Source organism: Gordonia malaquae (genome assembly GCF_037148075.1).
GTDB classification, from domain to species: Bacteria; Actinomycetota; Actinomycetes; order Mycobacteriales; family Mycobacteriaceae; genus Gordonia; species Gordonia malaquae.
The window spans coordinates 1,385,732-1,406,205 of record NZ_JBBCUB010000001.1 but is presented as its reverse complement, the minus strand read 5'-3'; the positions used below and the strand labels follow the sequence as shown (position 1 = coordinate 1,406,205).

Below are 20,474 nucleotides of genomic sequence, written 5' to 3'. Positions count from 1 at the left end.
CGCATGCCCGGTCCGCAAGGGCGGCGTCCGGCTCGGCATCCCTCAGTCGAACGACCCGCACCACGTCCACGGTCTAGGCTGTACAAAATTCACGTCCGCCCCTCGAAAGGATCTCGACGTGCCAGCGCAACCGGGTAGCAAGATCGCCGGATACACAGTCGTCTCACTGCTCGGTTCGGGCGGCATGGGCGAGGTGTACCTCGTCGAGAACGACCAACTGCAGCGTCGAGAGGCGATGAAGGTCATCTCGGTGGCCGGCGCGTCGAATCCCGACTTCCAGCAGCGGTTCACCAACGAGGCCCGTACGGCGGCGTCGTTGGACCATCCGAGCATCATCACGATCCACAACCACGGCATCACCGACGAGTCGCCCTGGTACACGATGTCGTACCTCGAAGGCCCCGACCTGGCGTCCACTCGATTGACGCCCGCCGAGGTCGGAAACGTGCTGCGCCAGGTCGGCGACGCTCTCGACTACGCCCACCAGCATCATGTGGTGCACCGCGACATCAAACCCGCGAACATCGTCGTGACCCGTGATAAGGACGGTGCGATTCGCCGCGCCGTCGTCCTCGACTTCGGAATCGCGAAGCTGGCGAACTCTCCCCAGCTCACCGCGATGAACTCGATCGTCGGCACGATGACGTACACCGCACCCGAGGTGATCGGGGGCCAGACCGCCGGGCCCGCGGCCGACCAGTACTCGCTGGCGTGCGCGACTTACCAGATGCTCGCGGGCAACCCGCCGTTCGCCGCCGACAACGCGACCGCATTGATGATGGCGCACGTCCAGCAGCCTGCGCCGCACTTGGGAGCCCTCCGGCCAGACCTGGCCGCGGTCGGAGCGGTCCTGCAACGCGGAATGGCGAAGAACCCGGCCGAGCGGTTTCCTGACTGCAGCACGTTCGCAGCGGAGTTCAATCGGGCGTTGAGCACGACGAGTTCCGGCACACAGACCACGGTCTCGCCCACCCCGCAGGGCGGATTCGGCGCACCGTCCGGTTCGGCCGCGTTCAGCCCGATTCCGCAGTCTTCCGGCGGTTCGCACCCCTCGGGCCCCCAGGCGCCGCCGTTCCCATCAGGACCCCAGTATCCGTCCGGGCCGCAGTATCAGTCCGGACCGCAGTATCAGTCGGGGCCGCAGTTCCAGGGTGCTCCCCCGCACGTGTCGGGCCCGCAGTTCCAGCCGGGTGCCCAGTTCCAGCCGCAGTCAGGTCAGTTCGGGCAACAACCGTACGGCGCATTCGGCGCAGCGCCGAAGAAGTCGAAGAAGGGCCTGTTCATCGGCCTGGCAGTGGTCGCCGTGCTGATCGTCGCGGTCGCGGGAACCTCGCCTCTGTGGTGGCCGTCGTCCGACGCACCGGCACGCGAGGCGTTGATCGCACCACTGCTCGCCAGCGCGAGCGGAACGACATGTGTCGTCGACGAGAAGAAGGAACTGTACTGTTGGGGCGACAATGAGCAGGGGCAGCTCGGCGACGGCTCGGAGAGCCGTCGTTCGACGCCGGCGAAGGTGGCCGGACTGACTGATGTCACCGCTGTCTCGGTCGGCGGTTACTCGCTCGACGGCGACTTCCGCGGCACGGCCTGCGCGGTCTCCGCGGGCGCAGGCTACTGCTGGGGCGCCGGACTGCTCGATCAGATCGGCGACGGCGGAAGCACCGACCGGTCGACTCCCACCAAGGTGCCCGGACTCGGAGTGGTCACCGGCATCGCCACATCCGACGGAAACACGTGCGCGATCTCCGACGGCGACGTGTTCTGCTGGGGATTCAACATCGACGGCCGACTCGGCACCGGCCCCGGCACCGCGGGTGTCAAAGCTCCGACGAAGGTCAGCGGCGTCTCCGGCGCCACCGCCATCGCGACCAATCTCAGCACCACGTGTGCGGTGGCGAGCGGTTCACTGTTCTGCTGGGGCGACAACGACCACGGGCAGATCGGCGACGGCACGACGACAACTCGTCAGTCCCCGACCAAGGTGACCGCGCTGTCGGACGTCACCGCGGTCTCGGTCGGCACAGGAACCGATGACGGAACTCCGTTCGCGAACACGTGCGCGGTGGCGGGCGGCGACGTCTACTGCTGGGGCGACAATTCCTACGGCCAGCTGGGCGACGGCGGGACCACTGATTCGACCAGCCCGAAGAAGGTCGCGGACATCTCGGGCGCGTCCAACGTGACGACCGACGTTGCGAGCACATGCGCCGTGATCGACGGCGCCGCCAAGTGCTGGGGCAACAACAGTCGTGGCCAGCTCGGCACGGGAGGCACGTCCAACGTGTCCGCGCCTACTGAGGTGACGGGACTCGGCGATGTGCGCCAGGTGGTCACCAGTTGGAGCATGACGTGTGCGATCAGCGACGACAAGCGCTATTGCTGGGGACTCAACCGTGATAATCAGCTCGGTCGCCCGGACGTCTCCACGAGCGAGCAGACCACGCCGTTGGAGATCACGCTCGGCTGAGCGCAGCAACACGAGAAGACCCCCTGCACGCCGTTGTGCAGGGGGTCTTCTCAGCGCTGTCGGCTCTTACTTGACCGCGGCGAAAGCCGGGTTCAGCTTGTCGAGCAGCGCCGGGATCGAGAGCGCCGACGGCGTGTTGAGGCCGAAGATGTCGACATACGACGTCCAGGCGACCGCGCCGTTGCGCACCGAGGTGAGCGACTTGTACGACGGAAGGTTCTGCAGGGTGTTCTTCAGTTCGTCCGACACCGCGGCGATGACCAGCAGGTCGGAGTCCAGGATCTGGACGTTCTCCGGGCTGACCTGGAAACGCGGCGTGCCCTCTGCCTTGGCGCGATCAAGCTGCGCTTGAGGGAAGGACAGACCGAGTTCGGTGAACAGTGCCGCTGCACCGTCGTTGTTGTCGGCGAGCAGAGTGATCATCGTCGGAGACTGGAACGCCGCGAACGAGTAGGTCTTGCCGGCGAGCTTCGGGTTCTCCTTCTTGATCGACGCGATCTTGTCGTCGATCGACGTCTTGACCTCGGCTGCTTCGTCGGTCTTTCCGAGCGCCGTGCCTGCGGCGGCCAGCAGGTCCTGCCAGGAGTCGACCTGCTGCTTGCCGACGGCTGCGATCACTGGCACGCCGGTGTCCTGCAGCTTCTTGAGGGTCGGCGCATCGGTGATGCTTCCCTGGGTGAAGATGACGTCGGGATCGAGGTCTGCGATCTGGGTGACGATGTCCTTCTTCACGTCGATCTCCCGGCCGTCGCCGACCTTGCCCGCAAGCCACGGCGCGACGGTTCCGGTGGTCGCCTTCACCGCGTCGTAGTAGGCGACGGGCTGCTGGCCGAGCGCGACGACGGTCTCGGTCCACTGTGAGCCGATGGTGACGATCTTCTCCGGTGTGCCGTTGATCGTGACCGGACCGTTGGCGGTCTGGACCTGGACCGAGCCGGATGCGCCGTCGGAGGCGGTGTCGTCCGTCGACCCGCAGGCGCTGACGGCGACGACTGCGGTCGCCGCGGCGAAGGCGGCGAGGACGCGCCGCGTGGTGATGCTGACCTTCATGTGGTTCCAGACTCCTTGCTCATGCACTCCATCCAACCGACGAAGTAAGTGAGCCTAACCTTATATCAGACTGACGGCTTGCTGAGAAGGGTGCCCTTACGTCGACGCGCGGACGCGACGGTGGGGACCACGAGCGGTCCACCGGTCTCCGGATCGGTCAACACCTGCGCGGACAGGCCGAAGGCGTCACGCAGCACCTCGACGGTCAGCACCTCGGCCGGGGTTCCTCGCGTCAGTACGACGCCGTCGCGCATCACGATGAGGTGATCGCTCGACCGCGCCGCCAGATTGAGATCGTGCAACACCATGACCACGGTCTTTCCGTGATCGTCACGAAGTTCGTCGACGAGGTCGAGGACGTCGACCGCGTGCGCCAGGTCGAGGTAGGTCGTCGGCTCGTCCAGCAACACGAGGTCGGTGTCCTGCGCGAGCGTCATCGCGATCCATGCTCGTTGTCGCTGACCACCGGACAGATCCTCGACCGGACGATCCGCGAGGTCGAGAATCGAGGTGAGGCGCATGGCGCGCGACACCGCTTCCTCGTCGTCGGAGCTCCACTGGCGGTACCACGATTGGTACGGGGACCGCCCGCGGGAGACGAGGTCGAGAACGGAGAGGCCAGACGGCGCGATCGGATTCTGCGGCAGCATGGCGAGCCGTCGGGCGATGTCTCGCGGCCGCAGCGAGGCCAGGTCGACACCATCGAGGCGGACGTGTCCTGCGGCGGGAGTCAGCAGCTTCGACAGGGTCCGGAGCAGTGTCGACTTGCCGCATCCGTTGGGGCCGATGATCGTGGTGACCTCGCCCGCGGCGATGTCCACGTCGAGGTCCGCGACGACGATGTCGCCGTTGTAGCCGACCGACAGTCCATGTGCCGACAGGATCGGGTTGGTGGTGGTCACAGACGTCCCTTCATCTTGGCGATCACGAGTGATGCGACGAGCACGGGCCCGCCCACTCCGGCGGTCACGACCCCGACGGGAATGCTGCTGGGCAGCACCGTTCGGCAGAGGAGTTCACTGAGCAGAACGAGCAGTGCGCCGCAGAGACCACTGGTCAACGGCCCTGGCACCGTCCCGCCCGCCACGCGCAGCGCGATCTGAGGCGCGAGGAGCGCGACAAACGCTATCGGCCCCACACCCGACACCGCGACTCCGGCGACCACAACGCCGATCGCCATCGTGACGCCTGTTGTGAGGGCGGGTCGGGTACCGAACGACCGGGCGAGGTCCTCACCCATGCTGATGGCCGCCAGGCGTGCGCGCAGCAGCAGCGAGGCGACGATGCCGATCGGCACCACGACCAGCACCGGCGTCAGGGTGTCCCAGGACGCCCCCGACAGGGATCCGACGATCCACCGTTGCGCCTCTTCAACCTCCCAGACTTGTGCGCGCGTCAGCAGGTAGCTGGTGAGCGCAGTGAAGAACCAGGTGGCGGCCACGCCGACGAGCACCAGGCGTGTCGTCTCCAACCCGTTCTTCCACGCGAGCGCGTACATGGCCAGCGCGGTCCCCGCCGCACCGACGAGGGCGGCGCCGGGAACACCGATGCCGTCGAACCAGGCGCCCCACGACCCTGCGAAGGCGATGGCCAACACCACCATCGTCGACGCCCCTGCTGTGATGCCGAGCATGTCTGGCGTGGCCAGCGGATTGCGTGCCACGGTCTGCATGTTCGCACCGGCCACGGCGAGCCCGGCGCCGGCGAACGCGCCGAGCAGGACGATCGGGAGCTGTCCGTCGACGATCGCCTGACGAGGAAGACGTCCGCCACCGCCGAACAGCGCCTTCGTGACCACGTCCGGGGGCAGCGTCTCGATGTACAGCAGTCCGAATCCGAGTGCGGCCACCGATGCTGCGAGCACCAGCCCGACGACCACAGCACGCGGTCGCACGATGACGCTCACCAGTCCGGCGCGGATCACGTTGCGCCTCAGGGGCCGGTGGCCCACGTCGAGGGTTGCGGTCACAGGGTCACCAGCTTCTTCCGACGAATGATCGCGATGAACACGGGCGCTCCCACCGCCGCGAGCACAACCGCCACGGAGATCTCCCCCGGGCTGCCCAGGACGCGGCCGATCACATCGCAGTAGAGGAGGAGACACGCACCGAGCACCGCCGAGAACGGCACCATCAGGCGGTAATCGGGTCCGGTGAACACGCGCGCGACATGTGGGACCACCAGTCCGAGAAAGGCGATCGGCCCACAGGCTGCGGTCGCAGCGCCTGCGAGGACCGCGACCGCGGCGACGCCGGAGAATCGGATCCATCCGACGCGCGACCCGAGGGATTTCGCGACCGAATCGCCGAGCGCGAGGATGTTGAGGAAGTAACCGCCTGCGAAGGCGACGACCAGGCCGACGACGATGAACGGTGCGGCCGCGCCGACGACGTCCCAGTCCCGTCCGCCGGTGGCGCCGACGTTCCAGTACCTCCACGCGTCGAGCGAGCGCACATCGGACAGCACGATCGCTGAGGTCACCGCCACGAGGAACGCCGACATGCCCGCACCGGACAGAATGAGTGTGAGCGGCGAACCGGCTCCCCCGCCGACTGCGAACGCGAACACCGCGGCCGCAGCGATCAGGGCGCCCGCCATGCCGAACCACATGTAGGCCCACGGGGATGCGACGCCGAAGGCGAAGACGCCGACGACAACGCCAAGGCTCGCTCCCCCGTTGACGCCGAGCATCCCTGGATCGGCGAGCGGGTTTCTGGTGTGGCCCTGAACGAGAGCGCCTGCCGCACCCAGTGCCAGCCCGACGAGGAGCCCGAGAACGGTGCGGGGGATGCGCTGGGAGAACACGATGTCGTTGGCTCGAGTCAACCCGGTCGACGACGCGAGTTGATCGGCGGACGCCCACAGGGAGGTCCACGCGTCACCGACAGACAGGTGCTCACCCGAACCGAACAGCACCGAGACCACGAGGCCGCCGGTGAGCGCGATCAGGCCGAGCACAAATCCGATCGCGGTGCGCGACGCGGTCCGCTGCAGCGGTTCGGCGACGGCCTTGGTCACGGTCATCGCATTAGGTTAGCCGAACCTACTTCAAGGTGTTCTACGAACCCTGTGCTCGTGCGCTCGCGTACAGGCAGATCGCGCTTGCGGCGGCGAGGTTCAAACTCTCCGCACGACCGCGAATCGGAATGGACAGACGGTGATCGGCGCCTGCGAGGAGTTCTGCAGGAAGTCCGTGCGCTTCGTTGCCGAACAACCAGGCGTGTGGTCCGGCGAGGACGGACGCAGCATCGTCCAACGACAACTCGCCGTCCATCGTGGTGGCGAGAGTGACGATCCCGCGTCGACGGACGGCTTCGAGAGCACGCTGCACGTTCACCTCGCGGACCACCGGGATGTGGAAGATGCTGCCCGCTGAGGCACGAACCGCCTTGGCATTGTGCGGGTCGACGGTGTCGCCGAGCAGCAGCACTGCGTCAGCGCCCATCGCGTCAGCGCACCGAGTGAGCGTGCCGACGTTGCCGGGCTCGCGCGGCTCGACGGCCACGACAAGCAGGGTCGGGTCGCCGGCGAGCACGTCGTCGAGGTCGGTCGTGACGAGTGTGCACTCGGCGAACACACCGGGCGCGGTCGTCGTCTCGGACAGCCTGTCGGCAGCCTTGTCCGACAACCAGTACAGCGGAATGTCCGCTTCGAGCACTCGGTCGACAAGCCCGACGTGCTTGTGGGAGTCGGAGTCGCGTACCAGAACAGACAGGACCCGGCCCGTCGACAAGGCGGCGTCGACCGAGTTGAATCCTTCGACGAGGAATCGCCCCTCGGCTTTGCGCGCCGAGGCCCGTCGATACTTGACCAAAGAGACGACCCGCGACGAACGTTCGGAGAGAACGTCCATCGCGGGTCGATACGAGTTCATATCTCGCGTCTGCTCAGATGATCAGGCAACCGGAGCGTTGACGTCGGCAGGCAGTGCTGCGCGAGCGATCTCGACGAGGCCGGTGAAGGCTGCCGGGTCGGTGACGGCGATGTCGGCGAGCACCTTGCGGTCCACCTCGACCTCAGCCAGCTTGAGGCCCTGGATGAAGCGGTTGTAGGTGATGTCGTTGGCGCGGGCGGCCGCGTTGATGCGGGTGATCCACAGCTTGCGGAAGTCGCCCTTGCGAGCCTTGCGGTCGCGGTAGGCGTAGGTCAGCGAGTGGAGCTGCTGCTCCTTGGCCTTGCGGTAGAGGCGCGACCGCTGTCCGCGGTAGCCCTTCGATGCCTCCAGAACGGAGCGGCGCTTCTTCTGGGCGTTGACGGCCCTTTTCACACGTGCCATTAGTCAGTAATCCTTTTACGTCTTAGTCGTCAGGGGAAGATCAGCGGTTGAGCAGTCGCTTGATGCGCGGGGCGTCGTTCTCGCTGACGACCTCGGTGCCGCTCATACGACGGGTGACACGCGACGACTTGTGCTCCAGAAGGTGGCGCTTGCCTGCCTTCTCGCGGACGATCTTGCCGCTGCCGGTCACCTTGAAACGCTTCGCGGTGCCCTTGTGGGTCTTGCTCTTCGGCATGGTTTTCCTTAATTCGGGCGAACTCCACCGGCACCGCCCTCGCGGTGCTCGTGTGGAATCCGCTGGTGCGGATGTGGTGCTGCGGCCTATTCGGCGGTCTGCTGGGCCTTGACCCGGGTCTTCGCGCCCTTGTGCGGGGCGAGGACCATCGTCATGTTGCGGCCGTCCTGCTTCGCCGAGGTCTCGACGAAGCCGTACTCGGCGACGTCGTTGCCCAGGCGCTGCAGCAGTCGGAAGCCCAGTTCGGGGCGGGACTGCTCGCGGCCGCGGAACATGATGGTGACCTTCACCTTGGAACCCGCCTCGAGGAACCGGACGACGTGACCCTTCTTGGTCTCGTAGTCGTGGTCGTCGATCTTCGGGCGGAGCTTCTGCTCCTTGATGACGGTCATCTGCTGATTACGGCGCGATTCGCGCTGCTTCTGCGCTGCCTCGTACTTGAACTTGCCGTAGTCCATGATCTTGCACACGGGCGGGCGAGCGTCAGGCGCCACCTCGACCAGGTCCAGGTCGGCTTCGTAAGCCAGGCGGAGCGCATCTTCAACACGCACGATGCCCACCTGCTCTCCCCCGGGACCGACAAGACGGACCTCGGGAACGCGGATGCGCTCGTTGATGCGGGTTTCAGTGCTGATGTGGCCTCCTCGATAAATGTGTACTCACGTGGCCGGCCAGAAAATACTGGCAGCAGGAGACATCGAGACCGAAAAACACTCGCCACGCGCGGAGCCAACCGAGACGAAGTATCATCTCGCTGCTCCGTCGTCTCGCGACGGTGTGACCGGAACCGGACAACTCCTCACCCGAAGGCGCGTGTCGTACGGTGGGACCTCGAACATCCTCTTGCTACCCCGGGGTTAGCCGGAGCGGTCATGCTGTGAAAGTCTAACAGGCGTGAGCGCTAACTCCTATTCGACCGGCCAGCCCTCCTCTGACGACGCGCATACGCACGTCGCTCCAGGAGGAGCCGAAGACGTCAACGTCCGCGAGCTCGCGACCATTCCCGCGGTCGAGGTGACGACCCGTGCAGCGATCATGCTGATGAGCGCTGCGGCCGAGAAGATCGGCCCGGACGCGGGTGGCGAGGAGGAGCACAAGGACCTCCCGGAAGCACGTGCCCTGATCACCGCACTCGCAGGCCTCGTGACGGCGGCATCGATGGATCTCGGTCTCCATCGCAAGCCGATCCAGGACGGACTCAAGGCCCTGCAGCTCGCGTTCCGCGAGGCGTCGTCGTACCCCGACGCTCCCGGCGAGGGTCCCGGCGAGAAGTACACCGGCCCGGTCAAAGGCTGAGCGTTCGGATCGGCGGCGCGGCGGTCGGACTACGCTGGTCCCATGACCACAGGTGACGACGATCTGGAACCGATCGACGCGGAGATCGTCGAACCGGTCGGCTCGCCCGACTTCACTCCGACGGTTACCGCACCGTCGTTCTCCGACGTCACCGGCTACACCGAGGCGGGTGTTCCGACGTTCGACCATGTCCGAGACAAGATCGAGAAGCGGACCACCACGGCGATCGGCAGCCAGGAGCTCTCCGAGATGAGTCGCGAAGCGGCCGAGCTCGATGAGGCGATGGCCAAGCGTGACGAAGCTGCGAAGAAGAAGCTCGACGAGATGCGGAAGTCTCTCGGCTTGTGACCAGCGGGTCGTGATCAACCGCCGGTGATCGGTGCGACGGGCACGCACGGCACCGGACGGGGATGCGCCGGGTCGAGTGCGTTCAGCACGATGGCTGCACTCCGCCGGTTCGAAGTGATCGACATGTGGTCCGACCTGTCTTTTGCACATCCGTCCTGGACGACGATGTTCGTGACGTGTGTACCGGCTGGTCCGGGGAGCAGTCCGGCGGTGTACGGCGTCACCATCTCGTCGTCGCGGGTCACGATGTTGGTGTAGCGAACCCCCGGGAGATAGGGCGTCGGTAGTCGGACGGCACGGTTAAAGTTCAGGTCCGCAGGCGGCGGCGTGCACTCCGAGCATGCCGGTCTCGTCTGCTCCGGAATGCCGAGGCGTGCGCGGAAGTCGGCGATCATCTCCCCTCGAGCGTCGTCTTCATCGGGTCCCTGTCGCCAGTAGGGCGCGAGGGAGACGTAGTGGGCGACCCGCCCTCGCCCACCGAGGTACTTCATCCAATAGACGCCCATCTCGGTGCCGAGCGAGTGTCCGACGATGTCGAGTTGCGTCGCACCGGTCCTGGTCAGGACCTCATCGGCGAACATTTTCACATCCCATGCACTGTCCGGCTTCGGGCCGAGGCCACCGAGTGCCGACGCAGGCCACGCCGTCGACAGTTTCCCGTAGGTCGGCGCGTAGACGCAGTATCCCTCACGTGTCAGGACCGCGGCGATGCTCGCCCAGTTCGTCTGACGACCTCCCCCGCTGCCATGCAGCAGCATCACCGGGCGGGGGTGACGGGGGCTCGGACGGCACGAGTAGTCGTTGGTCCCTGTAAGACTCCCACCCGGGTTGGTCAACTCGGCCCGGATGCCGTCGAGAAAGTTGTACGCGACCGGAGCCGCTTGAGCGGGGGCACCGACAAGGCCCGCAGCGAGCAGTGCCACGATGCTCGCCGCGAGCAGCTTCGAGACGCTCCTGATCATGCAGCCAGGCTAGCCCCGGTCCGCAGGATCTGAGGTCCGATCAGCCGACCTCTTCGACTGCGGGCAGGAGGTCGGCGATGAATCCACCCGTGTGCGACGCCGCGACAGCTGCCACGTCCTCCGGCGTGCCCTGGGCGACGACGGTGCCACCGCCGCTGCCGCCCTCGGGTCCCATGTCGACAATCCAGTCCGCGGTCTTGATGACATCGAGATTGTGCTCGATGACGATGACCGTGTTGCCTTTGTCGACGAGTCCGTTGATCACCAGGAGCAGCTTCCGGATGTCTTCGAAGTGCAGGCCGGTGGTCGGTTCGTCGAGGATGTAGATCGTCCGCCCCGTCGACCGCTTCTGCAGTTCGGCGGCCAGCTTCACACGCTGAGCCTCGCCACCGGACAGGGTCGGCGCAGGCTGGCCGAGCCGGACGTAACCGAGGCCGACGTCGACCAGCGTCTTGAGGTACCGGTGGATCGACGTGACCGGCTCGAAGAAGTCGGCGGCCTCGTCGATCGGCATGTCGAGGACCTCGGCGATCGTCTTGCCCTTGTAGTGCACTTCGAGCGTCTCGCGGTTGTAGCGGGCGCCGTGACAGACCTCGCACGGAACGTACACGTCGGGCAGGAAGTTCATCTCGATCTTGATGGTGCCTTCACCCATGCACGCCTCGCAGCGTCCGCCCTTGACGTTGAAGGAGAACCGACCGGGCTGGTAGCCGCGCACCTTGGCCTCGGTGGTCGCGGCGAACAGCGTGCGGACCTTGTCGAAGACGCCGGTGTACGTGGCCGGGTTCGACCGCGGAGTGCGGCCGATCGGCGACTGATCGACCTGAACGAGCTTGTCGAGCTGTTCGACGCCCTTGATCCGAGTGTGATGCCCCGGAACCTGCCGGGCGCCGTTCAGCTTGTTCGCCAGAACGGTCGCGAGGATGTCGTTCACGAGCGTCGACTTGCCCGAACCGGACACACCGGTGACCGCTGTCAGGACGCCGAGCGGGAAAGACACGTCGATGCCGTCGAGGTTGTTCTCGCGGGCGCCGACGACCGTCAGCTGACGCTTCTTGTCGACGGGCCGTCGGATCGCCGGAACCTCGAGCGCTTCGCGGCCCGACAGATATGCGCCGGTCAACGACTCCCGATTGTCGAGCAGCCCCTGGTAGTCGCCGCTGTGCACCACACGACCACCGTGCTCCCCCGCGCGCGGGCCGATGTCGACGATCCAGTCGGCGGCCCGGATCGTGTCCTCGTCGTGTTCGACGACGATCAGAGTGTTTCCGAGGTCGCGGAGTCGGACGAGGGTGTCGATAAGCCTGCGGTTGTCTCGCTGGTGGAGGCCGATCGAAGGCTCATCGAGCACGTAGAGCACACCGGCCAGACCTGCGCCGATCTGAGTGGCCAGGCGGATGCGCTGGGCCTCGCCACCGGACAGCGAGCCCGCGGCCCGAGACAGCGACAAGTACTCGAGTCCGACGTCGAGCAGGAAGCGGATGCGTGCTTGGACCTCTTTGAGGACTCGGCCGGCGATCGCGGCCTCACGTTCCCCGAGTGCGAGCCCGTCGAGGTAGTCGGCACATTCGGCGACCGACAGAGCGGTGACGTCGGCGATCGACTTCGGTCCGTGGACGGGGTGATCGAGCGTGACGGCGAGGATCTCAGGACGTAATCGGGTACCCGAGCACGCACCGCAGGGCACGTCGCGCATGTAGCCCTCGTACCTGTCCTTCATCTGCTCGGACTCGGTCGTGTCGGCTCGGCGTGACAGGAACGCCATGACGCCCTCGAACTCGGTGTAGTACGAGCGCGTGCGCCCGTACCGGTTCTTGAACTTGACGTGCACCTGATGGTCCGAGCCGTTGAGCAACGCCTTGCGTGCGTTGCGCGGCAGTTTGTTCCACGGTGTGTCGACGTCGAAGCCCATCTGGTCGCCGAGTCCTTCGACGAGTCGGAGGAAGTAGCTCGCGTTGTGCCCACTCGACCAGGGTGCGATCGCGCCGTCTCTGAGCGTGGTGTCCGGGTCGGGGACGACGAGGCTCTCGTCGACCTCCTTCTGAACACCGAGACCGTCGCACTCCGGGCATGCGCCGAAGGGCGAGTTGAACGAGAACGACCGAGGTTCGAGATCGTCGATGGCGATGGGATGAGCGTTCGGGCAGGCCATCTTCTCGGAGAAGCGGCGCTCGCGGTCGGCGTCGTTCTCATCGAGGTCGACGAAGTCGAGAACGACGATCCCGTCGGCGACGCGCAGAGCAGTCTCGATCGAGTCGGTGAGTCGCTGTTTCGCCGACGGCTTCACGACGAGTCGGTCGACGACCACGTCGACATCGTGCTTCTCCTGCTTCTTCAGCTTCGGCGGATCAGCGAGCTGGTGGACGACACCGTCGATGCGTGCGCGGGCGAAACCCTGTGTCTGCAGATCCGTGAACAGATCGACGAACTCGCCCTTGCGTGTGCGGACGACGGGCGCGAGGACCTGGAAGCGTGTGCCCTCGTCCATCGCGAGGATCTGATCGACGATCTGCTGCGGCGTCTGACGAGCGATCTTCTCGCCGCACACCGGGCAGTGGGCAGTGCCTGCTCGCGCGTACAGCAACCGCAGGTAGTCGTAGACCTCGGTGATCGTGCCGACCGTCGACCGCGGGTTGCGGTTGGTCGATTTCTGGTCGATCGACACTGCAGGCGAGAGACCTTCGATGAAGTCGACGTCCGGCTTGTCCATCTGACCGAGGAACTGCCGCGCGTACGCCGACAGCGATTCGACGTATCGTCGTTGGCCTTCGGCGAAGATCGTGTCGAACGCCAACGACGACTTGCCCGATCCCGACAGGCCGGTGAAGACGATCAGCGAGTCGCGCGGCAGATCGACGTCGATCCCCCGCAGATTGTGCTCGCGCGCGCCACGAACGATGAGCCGATCAACCACTAGTTTTCCTCACATTGCACGACTATCTTCCCCGGTCGACCACAGTACGCGGACCCTCTGACAATTCCGGTCGAGCGCGCATCGGACTGTGTCTGAGGCGACAGCTACGGTGGAGCCATGACGCAGCAGATCACAGTCTCCGACGACTACACCGGCGCCGTCTCGTCCGACGGCGAGCAGCAGAATCTCGCACAACGCCGGACACTCGACAACGCGACGATCGTCAAGGTGTCGGTCGGTCCGATGGACAACAACTCCTACCTCGTCACCGACACCGCCACCGGCGAGGCTCTGCTCATCGATGCCGCAAACGACGCGGGTGTGCTGCTGACGCTCACCGACCAGGAGGCGGGCACCGTGCGTCAGATCGTCACCACGCACGGGCACTTCGACCACTGGCAGGCTCTCGTCGAGGTGCGCGACGGGCTCGACGTCCCGCACGCGATCGGCCATGACGACGCTGGTGATCTGCCCATCACCCCTGATCGTCGTCTCTCCGACGGAGACACGATCGACGTCGGCGAGCTGACGTTGGAGGTGATCGGCATCCGCGGCCACACCGCGGGCTCGGTCACGCTGGTGCTCACCGAGAAGTCCGGTCGTGCGCACCTGTTCACCGGCGATTCCTTGTTTCCCGGCGGTGTCGGCAAGACGTGGCAGCCGGGCGATTTCGAGGTGCTCCTCGGCGACGTCGAGACCAAGCTCTTCGGCCGATTCGACGACGCCGACGTTTATCCGGGCCACGGCAAGGACACCACTCTCGCCGCCGAGCGTCCTTCCATTCCGGAATGGCGCGAGCGCGGCTGGTAGGAGCGATCGGCCGCCGTGGGTCACGTTTACCGCGGCGGCGAAATGGGTACCGTCGAGAGGGACGGCGTCTTCGATCCAGAACCGACGCGCGCCGTTCCACACCGCTCGACGAGACGAAAGGCATACGCCATGATCCTTCGACGAATCGCACGTCCGCTGCTCGGAACGGCTTTCATCGCGTCCGGAATCGACGCCGTCACAGCCCCTGGCGGTCCAGCGCGAACAGCTGAACCACTTCTGGAGAACGTCCCCGCCGACACCGAGACCGTCATTCGCGTGGCAGGCGCCGTGCAGGTCGGCGCCGGACTCGCGCTGGCTTTCGGCAAGGCGCCGCGTATCGCGTCCACCGTGCTCGCCGGGACCCTTGTCCCGACCACTGTCTTCGCCAGCGATTTCTGGAACGAGAACGACCCGGCGGTCCGGAGCGCCAAGCAGTCGGCGTTCGTGAAGAACCTCGGTCTTCTCGGTGGCGTGCTGATCGCGTCCGCAGACACCGAGGGACGCCCTTCGTTGGGTTGGCGCGGACGGCGCCGGTTGGTCGACGCTCGCGAGTCGATCGTCGAGGCCCTGCCCGGAGAGTCGGGGCAGGACACGTTCACGGCATCGGTGAACAAGGCGGAGCACTGGGCGCATCAGGCCGCCGATCGTGTGCCGACCGACAAGATCGCGGCGAACGCGTCAACACTGGCTGCTTCGGCCAAGTCCCGCGCCGAGGAGTTGGCGCACACCGTCGCAGACCGAGCGCCCGAGGTGTTGGACGCGACCCGCCATCGCGCAGAGCAGTGGGCCGACGAAGTCGCCCAGCATGCACCCGAGGCCGCGGACACCGCGCGCCGATGGCGACGATCGCTCGCACGCTGACCTCGTGAGCCGGTGGCCACGCCGGTGACGGGCACCACGTTCTGAGCCCGCCACCGGCGGCGATCCGCCGGTAATATGGAACGACTGTGACAGCCGAAACGCCTGATCCCCGCCTGCCAGACGAGCAGATTCACCTCGACGCGGTCTACGCGCGCCTCGACCGCATGCGCGCGACCACCCGCCGTCGCCTGAGCGAGACGCTGCGTGAATCCGCGGGGACACCGCAGGCCTTGTCCGAGCGCGAATCGTACGAGCGCATGTACACGGACGAACTCACCAAGATCGACGCAGCCGAGCACAATCTGTACTTCGGGCGACTCGACATGATCGACGACACCGAGGAGGTCCGGCGCATCGGACGCATCGGCATCCTCGACGACGACGACCGAGACACCACCCTGCTGCTCGACTGGCGTGCGCCCCTGTCGCGTCCGTTCTACCTCGCAACACCGGCGACTCCCGAGGACGTGGAACGTCGACGCCACATCCGGACGCGATCCCGCGCGGTCCGCAGCGTGTCCGACGAGAATCTGATCTCCGGCGAGATCGTCGACTCCGATTCCTCGAATGACGTCTCCGGTGCGAACGTCGTCAACGAGTCGGCGCTGGTCGACGCTCTGAACGCCGCGCGGACCGGCGAGATGACCGACATCGTCGAGACGATTCAACGTGAGCAGGACGAGATCATCCGCTCCACGCATCGCGGCGTCGTGGTGGTGCAGGGCGGTCCCGGCACCGGCAAGACCGCCGTCGCACTGCACCGCGCGGCCTATCTCCTGTACACCCACCGTGATCTGCTGTCGCGGAGTGGTGTCCTGATCCTCGGTCCGAACGAGGACTTCCTGCAGTACATCGGTCAGGTGCTTCCGTCACTCGGTGAGACAGGAGTGCTCCTCTCGACTGTCGCCGATCTGTTCCCCGACGTCCGCGCCCGCGGTCGTGACACACGCGAGGCCGTGGCTCTCAAGGGCGACCAGCGGATGCTGAACGTGCTCCGGGCCGCGGTTCGGGCCCGCGAGTCGTTGCCCACGGCCGGACTCACCACCCGGTTCGACGGGTACGACCTGCCGATCGACGCCGAGATCGTCAAAGCGGCTCGCGCCGATGCTCGGTCGACTCGTCGTGCGCACAACCTCGCCCAACGGACCTTCCTCCGCACCGCACTCGACCGGCTCGCCGCCGTTCACGCCCGCCGCATCGGATCGAGCCAACTCGACGGGTCGCAGCTGTTGACCGCGGGCGACCTCGACGACATCCGCGTCGAGCTCGAAGCAGACCCGGACGTGACGGCGACGCTCCTCGAGTTCTGGCCGACGCTGACGCCGCAGGGTGTGCTCCGCGACCTGTACGACGACCCGTCGTTCCTCCGGAAGTCGACTCGGGGCTGGACGGACGCCGAGCGTGACGCGCTGTACCGCAAGGCCCGTCCCCTCCGCGAGGACGCGGACCTGTCCGCGTCGGACGTCCCGCTGCTCGACGAACTCGCCGAACTCATCGGATATCGGACGGACGAAGCCGATCGGGTGAACCGCGCGCGATGGCGACAGCAGTTGTCCGAGGCGCAGGACGCCCTCGACATCCTGACCGGATCAGCCCCGCAGGACCTCGAGGACGACCTCGATCCGGAGATCCTCATGGCGTACGACCTCATCGATGCCGAACAACTCGCCGAACGACAGGTTCACACCGCACGCCGGACGACCGCTGAACGCGCCTACGAGGATCGGACGTGGACGTTCGGTCACGTCATCGTCGACGAAGCGCAGGAACTGTCGTCGATGGCGTGGCGAATGGTGATGCGACGGATACCGAATCGCTGGATGACGGTCATCGGCGACACCGCCCAGACGGGTGACGCCGCGGGCGCCACGTCGTGGTCGGAGGTGTTCACCCCGTACGTCGCCAATCGGTGGCGACTGCACGAACTGACCGTCAACTACCGGACACCATCGGAGATCACTCACTACGCGAACCGCGTGCTCGACTGGATCAACCCGGACCAGTCCCCACCGACATCGTTGCGCTCGAACGGGATCGAACCGGTGGCGATCGCGACCGACGACGTCGCGTCCACTGTGTCCGAGCTCGTCGTGACGTCGGACTGGGCCGGTCTCACCACAGTCATCACGTCCGACGGAACAGCCGACGCTCTGCGCGGCGCGCTCGCCGACGTGGGCGCCGACGTCACGGTGCATCCGATCACTGCGGCCAAGGGACTCGAGTTCGACACGGTGATCCTCGTCGATCCCGCAGATCTGATCAGTGAGTCCCCTCGCGGCTACAACGACCTGTACGTGGCCCTCACGCGCGCGACCCAGCGTCTCGTCGTGGTGCACTCACGAGCGCTTCCGCCTGACCTCGTCGACATGCCGCGCTGATCCGCCGAACGCAGAAGGCTCACCTCCGTGACGGAGGTGAGCCTTCGTGCCGTAATGCCCGGGTGGGACTACGTCGTGTGAACGATCAGAACATCGCATGCCGCCTTGCGAGCGACATCGGCCGGAACCGAGCCGAGCAGACGTCCGGCGATCGAGTTGAGGCCCTTGTTGCCGACGACCAGAAGGTCGGCCTGGACGTCGACGACGAGCTGCAGGAGCGCGTCGACCGGTGCACCCTGAACGGCGCGCTGCACTACGGTCGCGGCACCCGCGGCCTTTGCGCGCTCTTTCGCCGTGCGGAGGATCTCCTCGGTGGGCGAGCTGCCCATCACCTGGTATGCCTCGTCGCGCAGGGTGTCGGACGCAGAGCTGGCAGCCTTGCCGTCGTTCGGGAAGTAGGCGCAGGCGATGACGACGGTTGCGTCGCCGGCGATGGCGCCCGCACGCTCGACGGCCTTCAGCGAAGATTCCGATCCGTCGGTGCCGACGACGATCGTCGAGTATCCGCTCATGTGTGAGTTTCCCTCCAGCTGATGAATCGCAGATTCTCATCTCCATTGTGGAGACGAATTCTTATCCGTTCATGAACATACCCTGCGCACGGCCCATTGCCAGGTGCTTGTGTACGACTTGTCGCCCAACGAGCATCTTTGATCGGTGTGCAAGATACGTCACTTAATGCCTGCGGCGTCCATTCCGCGCAGTTCCTTCTTCAAGTCGGCGATCTCGTCGCGGAGTCGGCCTGCGAGTTCGAACTGCAGATCGCGTGCCGCATTCATCATCTGGTCGGTGAGTTCGTGCACCAGATCCGCGAGTTCGGCCCGCGGCATCGAGGACGTGTCACGCTGTTCGTAGACTCCAGCGCTGACCGACTTCGACACCTCGCCCTGAGCACGGCGACCACGGCTCGCGTTCCGTCCCGACCCGCCGATGTCCACGGTGTCCTCCGCTTCTGCGTACACCGTGTCGAGGATGTCGGCGATCTTCTTCCGAAGCGGCTGAGGATCGACGCCCTTCTCGTTGTTGTAGGCGATCTGCTTTGCGCGGCGACGATCGGTCTCTTCGATGGCGTTCTGCATCGAGTCGGTGATCTTGTCCGCGTACATGTGGACCTGCCCTGACACGTTTCGCGCAGCACGTCCGATGGTCTGGATCAGCGAGGTCGTGGAGCGCAGGAAGCCCTCCTTGTCGGCGTCGAGGATCGCGACGAGCGACACTTCGGGGAGGTCGAGACCCTCACGAAGCAGGTTGATTCCGACGAGGACGTCGTACTCGCCGCTGCGCAGCTGCCGCAGAAGTTCCACACGACGCAGCGTGTCGACTTCGGAGTGCAGATAACGGACCCGGATTCCGAGCTCCAGAAGGTAGTCGGTGAGGTCCTCGGACATCTTCTTGGTCAGAGTCGTGACGAGCACACGTTCGTCTCGGGCCGTGCGCTCACGGATCTCGTGAACCAGATCGTCAATCTGCCCCTTCGTCGGCTTCACCACGATCTCGGGGTCGAGGAGTCCTGTCGGTCGGATCACCTGTTCCACGAACTGCCCGCCGGACTGGCCCAGCTCGTACGGCCCCGGTGTCGCCGACAGGTACACGGTCTGTCCGATGCGGTCGACGAACTCGTCCCAGGTGAGCGGGCGGTTGTCGACCGCAGACGGGAGCCGGAAGCCGAACTCGACGAGGTTCCGCTTACGCGACATGTCGCCTTCGTACATCGCCCCGATCTGCGGCACCGTCACGTGCGACTCATCGATCACCAGAAGGAAGTCGTCCGGAAAATAGTCGATCAGGGTGGCGGGCGCAGTGCCCGGACCACGCCCGTCGATGTGCCGCGAGTAGTTCTCGATGCCGGAGCAGAAGCCGACCTGCCGCATCATCTCCAGGTCGTACGACGTGCGCATGCGCAGACGCTGGGCTTCGAGGAGCTTGCCCTTGGCCTCGAGGTCGGCGAGCCGTTCTTCGAGTTCCTTCTCGATGCTCGCCATGGCCTTCTCCATGCGCTCCGGCCCGGCCACATAGTGGGTGGCCGGGAAGATGCGCAGCGAGTCGACCTGTCGGACGACGTCACCGGTGAGCGGATGAAGGTAGTAGAGCGACTCGACCTCGTCGCCGAAGAACTCGATGCGGATCGCGAGTTCCTCGTACGACGGGATGATTTCGACGGTGTCGCCGCGCACGCGGAAGCCGCCGCGCGTGAACGACATGTCGTTCCGGGTGTACTGCACATCGACGAGAAGCCTGAGCAGAGCGTCTCGATCGATCGTCTGCCCCACCTCGAGCTCGACGGACCGGTCGAGATACGACTGCGGAGTACCCAGACCGTAGATGCACGACACCGACGCGACCACCACAACGTCGCGCCTCGACAGCAGACTCGACGTCGCCGAGTGGCGAAGGCGTTCGACGTCGTCGTTGATCGAGCTGTCCTTCTCGATGTAGGTGTCGGTCTGCGCGATGTACGCCTCGGGTTGGTAGTAGTCGTAGTACGAGACGAAGTACTCGACGGCGTTGTTGGGAAGCATGTCGCGGAGTTCGTTGGCGAGCTGCGCGGCGAGGGTCTTGTTCGGCGCCATGACAAGCGTCGGGCGCTGCACTCGCTCGATCAGCCACGCAGTAGTCGCCGATTTTCCCGTGCCGGTGGCGCCGAGCAGAACGATGTCCTTCTCCCCTGACGTGAGACGCTGCTCGAGGTCGGCGATGGCGGCGGGCTGATCGCCTGCGGGCTCGTACTCGCTGACGACGACGAAGTCGGCTCCCGACCGCTCGATGTCGCCGACCGGCCGGAACTCCGAGTGCGCGACGATCGGCCGCTCTGCTGCGAATGCCATGCGTCCAGCGTAGACATCACCTCTGACATTTTCGTTTCGGTCCACTTCGTTC

General features: G+C 65.8%; 18 protein-coding genes. 6 read left to right on the top strand and 12 right to left on the bottom strand.

The window, feature by feature from the left end; genetic code table 11:
* Positions 1-118: 118 nt before the first annotated feature.
* Positions 119-2,467: a protein kinase domain-containing protein gene (locus tag WFK36_RS07025; protein WP_336790865.1), complete on the top strand. Its 2,349-nt coding sequence runs from the start codon at positions 119-121 to the stop codon at positions 2,465-2,467.
* Between the two features lie 66 nt (positions 2,468-2,533).
* Here the strand turns inward: WFK36_RS07025 and WFK36_RS07020 are convergent, their stop codons facing one another.
* From WFK36_RS07020 to infC, 8 genes are all read right to left on the bottom strand, one after another.
* Positions 2,534-3,517: an ABC transporter substrate-binding protein gene (locus tag WFK36_RS07020; protein ID WP_008379947.1), complete on the bottom strand. Its 984-nt coding sequence runs from the start codon at positions 3,515-3,517 to the stop codon at positions 2,534-2,536.
* Positions 3,518-3,582: 65 nt separating this feature from the next.
* A complete protein-coding gene (locus tag WFK36_RS07015; RefSeq protein WP_008379948.1) occupies positions 3,583-4,419 on the bottom strand; it encodes an ABC transporter ATP-binding protein in 837 nt (278 codons plus the stop codon).
* Positions 4,416-5,486 (bottom strand): FecCD family ABC transporter permease, encoded by a 1,071-nt coding sequence (locus tag WFK36_RS07010; RefSeq protein ID WP_008379950.1) that lies wholly within the window; start codon positions 5,484-5,486, stop codon positions 4,416-4,418. The genes WFK36_RS07015 and WFK36_RS07010 overlap by 4 nt, the downstream gene beginning before the upstream one ends.
* On the bottom strand, positions 5,483-6,541 hold the full coding sequence (locus WFK36_RS07005) for a FecCD family ABC transporter permease (protein WP_008379951.1): 1,059 nt from the start codon (positions 6,539-6,541) through the stop codon (positions 5,483-5,485). Before WFK36_RS07005 ends, WFK36_RS07010 begins: the two co-directional genes overlap by 4 nt.
* A gap of 34 nt (positions 6,542-6,575) precedes the next feature.
* Positions 6,576-7,370 (bottom strand): TrmH family RNA methyltransferase, encoded by a 795-nt coding sequence (locus WFK36_RS07000; protein ID WP_157436035.1) that lies wholly within the window; start codon positions 7,368-7,370, stop codon positions 6,576-6,578.
* Positions 7,371-7,412: 42 nt separating this feature from the next.
* Positions 7,413-7,793: a 50S ribosomal protein L20 gene (gene rplT / locus WFK36_RS06995; protein WP_008379955.1), complete on the bottom strand. Its 381-nt coding sequence runs from the start codon at positions 7,791-7,793 to the stop codon at positions 7,413-7,415.
* Between the two features lie 40 nt (positions 7,794-7,833).
* Positions 7,834-8,028 carry a 50S ribosomal protein L35 gene (gene rpmI / locus WFK36_RS06990; RefSeq protein ID WP_008379957.1) on the bottom strand — a complete coding sequence of 65 codons (195 nt, stop codon included), beginning with the start codon at positions 8,026-8,028 and terminating at the stop codon, positions 7,834-7,836.
* 86 nt (positions 8,029-8,114) lie between these two features.
* The gene (infC, locus tag WFK36_RS06985) at positions 8,115-8,681 is read right to left on the bottom strand and encodes a translation initiation factor IF-3 (protein ID WP_075051990.1); all 567 of its coding nucleotides are present in this window, start codon (positions 8,679-8,681) and stop codon (positions 8,115-8,117) included.
* 241 nt (positions 8,682-8,922) lie between these two features.
* Here infC and WFK36_RS06980 point away from each other — a divergent pair, with 241 nt between their 5' ends.
* Positions 8,923-9,324: a DUF1844 domain-containing protein gene (locus tag WFK36_RS06980; RefSeq protein WP_008379960.1), complete on the top strand. Its 402-nt coding sequence runs from the start codon at positions 8,923-8,925 to the stop codon at positions 9,322-9,324.
* A 42-nt stretch (positions 9,325-9,366) separates the two neighbouring features.
* The gene (locus WFK36_RS06975; RefSeq protein ID WP_008379962.1) at positions 9,367-9,672 is read left to right on the top strand and encodes a hypothetical protein; all 306 of its coding nucleotides are present in this window, start codon (positions 9,367-9,369) and stop codon (positions 9,670-9,672) included.
* A gap of 14 nt (positions 9,673-9,686) precedes the next feature.
* On the opposite strand, the gene WFK36_RS06970 is transcribed toward WFK36_RS06975, so the two are convergent.
* Positions 9,687-10,634, bottom strand: coding sequence for an esterase/lipase family protein (locus WFK36_RS06970; RefSeq protein ID WP_336790857.1), 948 nt, complete (start codon positions 10,632-10,634; stop codon positions 9,687-9,689).
* 40 nt (positions 10,635-10,674) lie between these two features.
* Positions 10,675-13,548 carry an excinuclease ABC subunit UvrA gene (uvrA, locus tag WFK36_RS06965; protein WP_008379965.1) on the bottom strand — a complete coding sequence of 958 codons (2,874 nt, stop codon included), beginning with the start codon at positions 13,546-13,548 and terminating at the stop codon, positions 10,675-10,677.
* Positions 13,549-13,665: 117 nt separating this feature from the next.
* On the opposite strand from uvrA, the gene WFK36_RS06960 reads away from it, so the two are divergent.
* From WFK36_RS06960 to WFK36_RS06950, 3 genes are all read left to right on the top strand, one after another.
* Positions 13,666-14,358 (top strand): MBL fold metallo-hydrolase, encoded by a 693-nt coding sequence (locus tag WFK36_RS06960; RefSeq protein ID WP_336790855.1) that lies wholly within the window; start codon positions 13,666-13,668, stop codon positions 14,356-14,358.
* A gap of 129 nt (positions 14,359-14,487) precedes the next feature.
* Positions 14,488-15,219, top strand: coding sequence for a DoxX family protein (locus tag WFK36_RS06955; RefSeq protein ID WP_336790853.1), 732 nt, complete (start codon positions 14,488-14,490; stop codon positions 15,217-15,219).
* 86 nt (positions 15,220-15,305) lie between these two features.
* A complete protein-coding gene (locus tag WFK36_RS06950) occupies positions 15,306-17,597 on the top strand; it encodes a HelD family protein (protein WP_336790851.1) in 2,292 nt (763 codons plus the stop codon).
* A 68-nt stretch (positions 17,598-17,665) separates the two neighbouring features.
* Here the strand turns inward: WFK36_RS06950 and WFK36_RS06945 are convergent, their stop codons facing one another.
* A complete protein-coding gene (locus WFK36_RS06945) occupies positions 17,666-18,109 on the bottom strand; it encodes a universal stress protein (protein WP_205332120.1) in 444 nt (147 codons plus the stop codon).
* 159 nt (positions 18,110-18,268) lie between these two features.
* Positions 18,269-20,422 (bottom strand): excinuclease ABC subunit UvrB, encoded by a 2,154-nt coding sequence (gene uvrB / locus WFK36_RS06940; RefSeq protein WP_008379978.1) that lies wholly within the window; start codon positions 20,420-20,422, stop codon positions 18,269-18,271.
* Positions 20,423-20,474 lie beyond the last annotated feature (52 nt).